The organism is Mangrovibacterium sp. (genome assembly GCF_041596335.1).
Lineage (GTDB): Bacteria > Bacteroidota > Bacteroidia > Bacteroidales > Prolixibacteraceae > Mangrovibacterium.
Window position 1 is genome coordinate 1 of record NZ_JBFHIT010000098.1, and the last position, 7653, is coordinate 7653.

Below are 7653 nucleotides of genomic sequence, written 5' to 3' on the forward strand. Positions count from 1 at the left end.
AGGAGGACGTGGCAATCTGTTGCAAGTTTCGATTACTTCTTTTCTCACGACTCATTACTCTTGACTCACGACTTGCAGCTACATCAGTGTCCTCTGTGGTTAAATGTTTAAACGCGAAGACGCTAGGACGCGAAGTTTCAAAGACACAAAGGTTTGTGCGATGTTCCTACGCCCGTCATTGCGAGGACGACGCAGGAGGACGTGGCAATCTGTTGCAAGTTTCGATTACTTCTTCTCTAACGACTCATGACTCATGACTCTCGACTTATGGCTCCTGACTATCTTCCGTGTTTTTGTTCGCTATTGCTGGGTGCAACCAGTGCTCCGATTAGGGGTGCGTTGGTTTCCGGTGTTTTTTGAATCGATTGCAAATCGATTCTCCCGGTGCGTTGGTCGCGGTGTCGCTGTTCATCCCGTCATTGCGAGGACGACGTAGGAGGAAATTGAACGCAAAGACGCGAAGACGCAAAGGGTTGTGTTAGTACTCTCTATGAAACTCTGTGACAACCTCCGTGTCCTCTGTGGTTAACTGTTTAAACGCTAAGACGCTAAGACGCAAAGTTCCAACGTTCCAAAGGTTTGTGCGATGTTCCTACGCCCGTCATTGCGAGGACGACGTAGGAGGACGTGGCAACCTCTCGTCATTGCGAGGACGACGTAGGAGGACGAAGCAACCTCTACCAACTGGCAACAGATTGCTTCGCTTCGCTCGCAATGACGGAGCCGGCAACAACGGCCCGAGCCGAACTCCTTCACCCTTTGCCGTTAAAAAAAAGCTAAATTAGTTTTGCCTTTTTGGTTTAAAGACGGCCAAACTGCCAACAGATGACTATATTTACGGCTGTTTTTCAGTAGCTGAACAACAGGACCTGATAACTGAACAACAAGATTTTAACATTTGATACTTTCGCGATCAACTATCCAACAACACTATGCTCAAAGAACGTGAACATGTCATTTCAAAGCTAAATCAGGCCATGCAAACGGCGATCTCGGTCGGGGCTTTCGCACTGTCGTCGATGGTGTACCACTTCGACCGAATTGACGAATTGCTGGCATCGCGCGATTTTAGCATTTACATTATGCTGGTGGGCCTCTCTGGCTGGATTGCCATTGACCACAGTGGCCTGCACCGCATGAACCGGGAAACCAACTACTACGAACTGCTTTACCGCTATGCCAAGGTAACTACGATTGGCTCCGGACTGCTGTGCCTGGCTCGTGTCATTCTACACACCAACTGGTTCAACTACGAACAGATCGCCTTGTTCGCGCTGCTGAACTTCGTGCTGCTGTACTTGTTTAAAGCGAGCTTTTTCGGCTTTATGCGACTAATGCGCCGCAAAGGCTTCAACACCCGGCAACTGCTGCTGGTGGCCGACGGAAGCTCCCGCTCCTTTATCGACGACCTGCTGAAAACCAAAGACTGGGGCTACCGCATTTGGGGGGTTGTAACGGCCAGCCGAAGCCTGAAGAAACGCTATGACCACCGCCTGCAGATGCTGGACAGCAAGCTGCAAGTGGATCAACTGCTGGATGAAACCGTAATTGATGAGGTGATTTACGCCAAAAGCAAGCTCGACTACGACGAAATTAACCGGCTGATGTTGTTTTGTGCCGAACGGGGAATCGTGTTCCGCCTGCGTCCGGGGGTGATCGACCGCTTCGGACTGAAACCGAAATTTACGGTCTTCAACAATAATCCGCTGGTGGTGTTCCGAAACATCCCGGGAAACTACCTGGCTCTAAAAGTGAAACGAGGCATCGACATCGCGGTGACCCTCTTCGCCCTGATGCTGTTCTCGCCTATGCTGCTGATGGTGGCGCTGGCCATTAAGCTCGACGATGGCGGCCCAATCTTCTTTGTTCAGGAGCGGGTGGGTTTGTATGGCCGCCGGTTTGGCTGTATGAAGTTCCGCACCATGGTGACCAATGCCGAGGCGTTGAAAAGCGCGCTGATGGCTCAAAACGAACAGGATGGCCCGGTATTTAAAATGAAGGGTGACCCACGCATCACCCGAATTGGTAAGTTTCTGCGGAAGTATTCGGTGGATGAATTTCCGCAGTTCCTGAATGTGCTGAAAGGCGACATGTCGGTAGTAGGCCCTCGCCCACCCATTCCGAACGAAGTGAGCCAATACCGCAACAACCAAAACCGCCGCCTGAGCATGAAACCGGGCATCACCTGTCTGTGGCAGGTTAGTGGCCGCAATAACATCGACTTCGATAACTGGGTTCGCCTCGACACCAAATACATCGACAACTGGTCGCTCCGCCTCGACCTGATGATCATCCTAAAAACCGTAAAGGTGATGGTGAAAGGTGATGGAATGTAGGATTGGGGATTAGTGCGGTTAACGTTTAAACGCTAAGACGCTAAGAGATAAAGAGATAAAGAGTTAAACGCTAAGACGCGAAGAGATAAAGTTCCAAAGTTGCTAAGAGTTAAACGCGAAGACGCTAGGACGCTAAGTTTCAAAGACACAAAGAATTGAACGCTAAGGCGGAAAGGCGCGAAGGGGTAAAGTTCCAAAGGTTTGTGCGATGTTCCTACGATCGTCATTGCGAGGACGACGCAGGAGGAAATTGAAGGCAAAGACGCGAAGACGGGAAGATTTAAACGCGAAGACGCTAAGGCGCTAAATTTCAAAGACACAAAGGTTTGTGCGATGTTCCTACGATCGTCATTGCGAGGACGACGCAGGAGGACGTGGCAATCTGTTGCAAGTTTCGATTACTTCTTCTCTCATGACTCTCGACTTGCAGCATAAGCGCAACCGCTACGCGGTAATTTGGCTTCGGAAACTCACGGAGCTACAATACCCATACCGCTACGCGGTAGCGAAATCCGCAGGGCAACGCTACAAAAAAATCAACGATCAATCCTTCAACATGCACTACCGCGTAGCGGTTTCGGTGTTGTAGCCGTTAATCAGAAAATTGTTTCCTCCTACCGCGTAGCGGTTGAACCCTACCGGTATTCAAACCAAACAACCAAATGAAAGCAGGAACATTCACACAAATCTACATTCAATTGGTATTTTCGCCAATGAACCGCCATGCCCTATTAGAGAAATCAATCAGACCCAGGCTCTTTGAATACATGAGTGGCATTGTAACAAATCTCGGACACAAATCCATCATCATCAATGGCATGCCCGACCATGTTCATTTGTTTTTAGGATTAAATCCGAAAATCGCTATTTCCGACACAGTCAAAGAAATAAAAAGAGCTTCTTCTTTATTTATAAATGAACATCGATTGTCCAACGGCAAATTTCAATGGCAAAATGGCTATGGAGGGTTCTCGTACAGTCGATCACAGGTTGAAAAAGTGTATAACTATATCCTCAATCAGGAGAGCCACCACCAAATCACGACATTCCGTCAGGAATACCTGAATATTCTGAAAAAGCATGAAATTGAATTTGATGAAAACTATCTATTTGAATTCTTTGATGACTAGCGTAACCGCTACGCGGTAATTTGGCTTCGGTGACTCACGGAGCTACAATACCCATACCGCTACGCGGTAACGAAATCCTCAGGGCAACATTACAAAAAAAATCAACGATCAATCCTTCAACAGGCTCTACCGCGTAGCGGTTTCGGTGTTGTAGCCATTGATCAGAAAATTGCTTCCACCTACCGCGTAGCGGTTGAACCCTACCGGTATTCAAACAAAACTCAGTGAAACTCTGTGGGTAACTCTGTGTCCTCTGTGGTTAAATAATTTAAACGCGAAGACGGGAAGAGTTGAACGCTAATACGCTAGGACGCAAAGTTCCAAAGACACAAAGGTTTGTGCGTTGGTTTCCGGTGTTTTTTGAATCGATTGCAAATCGATTCTCCCGGTGCGAAAAAACACGCGTTGCAGCCTACAAAAAAAATCAAAACGTTAAAATTTACAACTTAACCCGTTGTAAGCGCAATCTTTAAACAATATTCATTTTCTTTGAGCGGCAAAATGAAAACAAGGTTGCAATCACCGGACTGGCAGCTGAAACACCGGCGAACAGCTTCGGCGATCAATTTAATTTAAAACAACTATGGCATTAAAAATCAAGCACCTGTCACTGGCGCTGATCGCGGTAACGCTTCTTCTGAGTTCGTGCAAGTCCGGCGACGAATTAGTCTTTATGAAAAACTTTCAGTCGGGCGAGTTGGTTAGCTCCGAATCTTTCTCAACCGACAGTTACCAGCTTCGTCCGGGCGACAACCTGTATATCCAAATCGCCTCGCTCGATCCGGAAGTCAACCAATTGTTTAATCCATCCATGGGTAGCGGAGTCAGTGGTGGAACCACCCAGCAATATGGTTCGCCGAGTGCTCAATACCTAAACGGGTATGTGATTAATCAGCAAGGGAAAATAAAGCTTCCGGTAGTTGGAGAGTTTATGGCTGAGGGCAAAACCGTGCAGCAAATCAACGCCATGGTGGTTGAAAAAGTAGATGAATATTTCAAAGAAGCGACCGTGAGCGTTAAGCTACTGAATTTCAGAGTGACGGTGATGGGCGAAGTAGCGAAACCCGGTGTGAACTATGCCTATAACGACACCTACACCCTGCTTGAAGCCATTAACCAGGCAGGCGGAACAACCGATTATTCGCGCTTGCAAAAGGTGGCTGTTGTGCGCGAAACCCCCCAAGGCAAACTGAATATTGAAGTAGACCTGACCGACAAGGCTTTTCTGAGCTCTCCGGCATTCTATCTTCAACCCAACGACATTGTGTATGTATGGCCCGACAAGAATAAGAATCTACGGGTGAACCTTCCGGTGTTCTCGCTGTTCGTTTCAACCGTGTCGCTGGTTATGCTGGTGTATAACGCGTTGAACTAGACGGGAGACTTGAGTCGTGAGTAAAGAGACTTGCGGCCTTGACCTGGAATTTGGAATTTGGAATTTGAAACCTGGAATTTGGATCTTAACATATGGACACTAACGAAGAACTATTGAAACTTCTCCTGAAAAAGGAGGAGGAACCACAGAATGTGAAAGACTTTTTGTACAAATTGTTGTTTTACTGGAAGTGGTTTGTATTGGCTGCCGTGATTGGCGTGGGCGCGGCTTATCTGATTACCCGCTATACACCACCAACCTATCGGGTGAGCAGTGTTTTGCTGGTCAAAGATGAGAAATCGGATGGACTGAGCCTTGAGAATATCTTCAGCAGCTCGCCGCTAAAAGGAGATGTGAAAATCGAAAATCATATTGGGATTCTGACCTCCTTCACCTTAAACTACCAGGTACTCGAAAACCTGGGATGGTTTGTGTCGTGGTACAAGGAAATGCCGCTGGCCGACTTTACCATGTACGGCAAGGAACCTTACCGGGTGACCTTCGATCGCGAAGCCTTCAACCTAAAAGGGGTGCCGGTTCATATTTCGCCTGTTGGAACAGATCGTTACAAAGTTGAAGTGGATGCCAAAACCGAAATTCTGGACATTGAGACAACCATTCAGTTTGAAAAGGAACTGGCTTTTGGCGAGCATTTCGAGAATCAGTATTTCAGCTTCACCCTCCAAAAAGCGGTTACTCCATCTGAAGGCGATTACTACTTCGTGTTCAACGACCTGGATAAGATGACGCTGGCCAAGCTTGAAAGTCTGGTGATTAGCAGTGTGAATAAAAACGCCGACCTGATTAATATGCAGTTTGAAGGAGAAAACGCCGCTCAGCAAATCACCTACCTGAACGAGCTGTCGCAGGTGTATATTCAGTATGGCCTGAAACAGAAAAACCAGATTTCGGAAAATACCATCGCGTTTATCGATCTTCAGCTAAAAGATATTGTCGACACCCTGAAATCGACCAGCAACCAGTTTACAGCTTACCGGTCGGATAACAAAGTGTTTGATCTGGGAACGGAAGCTTCGCTGGTAGCCGGAAAGTTGTCGGAGCTCGACTCCAAGCGTTCAATCGCGAAGATGCAGCTGGAGTACTACGAGAACCTTCGGAATTACCTGGGCAAGGAAAGCGATATGAAGAACATGGTGTTCCCCAGCGTTGTGGGCATTACCGATGCCGGCCTGAACAGCATGGTGGTTCGGCTGAGTGAGCTGAACAGCAAGAAAGAAGCATTGTCGTACAGTGTGCATACCAAAAACCCGAGTGTACAGGTAATTGACCGGGAGCTGGACTATATTCGCAAAAGTTTGGACGAGAACCTGAACAACCTGGTGTTTAATACCACCAACGAGCTGAAGTCGATCGATCGCGATATTGCCGATGTAAACCGACAGCTGAGCGCGTACCCGCAAACCGAGCAGGATCTGATTAACATTAAGCGAATGGTTGACCTGAACAATGAGCTGTATAACTTTTTGTTACAACGACGGGCTGAGGCGCAGATCACCAAGGCTTCGAACATTCCGGATGTGGATGTGCTCGACCCCGCCCGAACAGCGACCATGCAGCAAACTGGCCCGCGCAAAAGCCTGAACCTGATGATCGGCCTCATTCTGGGGCTGGCCATTCCGTTCCTGATTATTGTGCTGCGCGACTTCCTGGATGAAACGGTTCTCGACCGCGAACAACTGCAAAAAATAACTGATGTACCATTGATTGGCGACATCATGCACAGCAACTTCAGCTCGCCTATTCCGGTGATTAACCACCCGAGATCGGTATTGGCTGAGTCGTTCCGCGAGCTGCGCACCAGTCTGGAATACCTGAGCTTTGACCAGGAAAACAAGGTGGTGAGCATTCACTCCATGATTCCGGGAGAAGGGAAATCGTTTGTTTCGGCCAACCTGGCCGCGATGGTTACGATGAACAACCTGAAGGTGGTGATTATTGGAGCGGATATGCGTAAGCCGACCCTGCACAACTACTTCAACATGAACAAGGAGGTGGGATTGAGTACCTACCTGATTGGTCGCCACAGCGTAGACGAAGTGATTAAACCCAGCGAGCTGAAAGGCCTGGATGTGATTACTGCCGGCGTTGTTCCGCCAAATCCGGTTGAGCTGCTAAATTCTCCGGCCTTCGATAAACTGATCGCGGAGCTGAGAAAGCGCTACGACATGGTGATCATCGACAACTCGCCAATGACGCTGGTGACTGACGGTGCTGTTACTTCGCGTTTCTCAGACAGCAACATCTTTGTGACACGCCAAAAATACAGCCCCCGCAAAATGGTGGAGATGATTAAGCAAGTGTCGACAAAAAATAAAATGAAGAAAGTTGGCCTGGTGCTGAACGACATCAATCCGAAGAAATACGGAAGTTACGCTTACCGCTACGGAGGCTACTACCGAAAAGCTTACTACGGAAAAGGCGCCGGCTACTTCGACGAAAACAGCAAGGACAAAGCTTAGTTGAGCAGAAGCGGGAAGCGGATAGTCGGGAGTCGGGAGTAATGAGTCGGGAGAGAAGAAGTAATCAGTACTTGCAACAGATTGCTTCGTCGTTCCTCCTCGCAATGACGCGACCGGCAGCGACAAACGCGACCGGCCATGCGAACCCGAGCCCCGGCCTATTTTTATCGAGCCCGGAATCGAACTGAAAGCTTAGTGCCAAACGGGAAGTCCCGACGAAGGAGGGAATCACCCGTTGCACTTAGCTTTTAGGAAGATAGAGGAGTGAAGATAAAAATCAGCCTTGACCTTTTGCTACCTTTTGTGTCAAGACAAAAGGTAGAGCCCGTCCG

The 7653-nt window shown here is 48.3% G+C and carries 5 protein-coding genes; all 5 read left to right on the forward strand.

From position 1 onward, the window contains the following. The first annotated feature begins 932 nt into the window (after nucleotides 1-932). The 5 genes from ABZD21_RS19490 (at nucleotide 933) to ABZD21_RS19510 (ending at nucleotide 7321) form a co-directional block, all read left to right on the forward strand. Complete coding sequence (locus ABZD21_RS19490; protein ID WP_372776806.1) at nucleotides 933-2336, forward strand: sugar transferase; 1404 nt, start codon at nucleotides 933-935, stop codon at nucleotides 2334-2336. A gap of 328 nt (nucleotides 2337-2664) precedes the next feature. After that, nucleotides 2665-2925: a hypothetical protein gene (locus ABZD21_RS19495; protein ID WP_372776807.1), complete on the forward strand. Its 261-nt coding sequence runs from the start codon at nucleotides 2665-2667 to the stop codon at nucleotides 2923-2925. A gap of 73 nt (nucleotides 2926-2998) precedes the next feature. After that, on the forward strand, nucleotides 2999-3466 hold the full coding sequence (gene tnpA, locus ABZD21_RS19500; RefSeq protein ID WP_372776808.1) for an IS200/IS605 family transposase: 468 nt from the start codon (nucleotides 2999-3001) through the stop codon (nucleotides 3464-3466). A 583-nt stretch (nucleotides 3467-4049) separates the two neighbouring features. Continuing rightward, entirely contained in the window at nucleotides 4050-4841 is a 792-nt protein-coding gene (locus tag ABZD21_RS19505; RefSeq protein ID WP_372776809.1) for a polysaccharide biosynthesis/export family protein, read from the forward strand. Nucleotides 4842-4933: 92 nt separating this feature from the next. Then, on the forward strand, nucleotides 4934-7321 hold the full coding sequence (locus ABZD21_RS19510) for a GumC family protein (RefSeq protein ID WP_372776810.1): 2388 nt from the start codon (nucleotides 4934-4936) through the stop codon (nucleotides 7319-7321). Nucleotides 7322-7653: the final 332 nt, after the last annotated feature.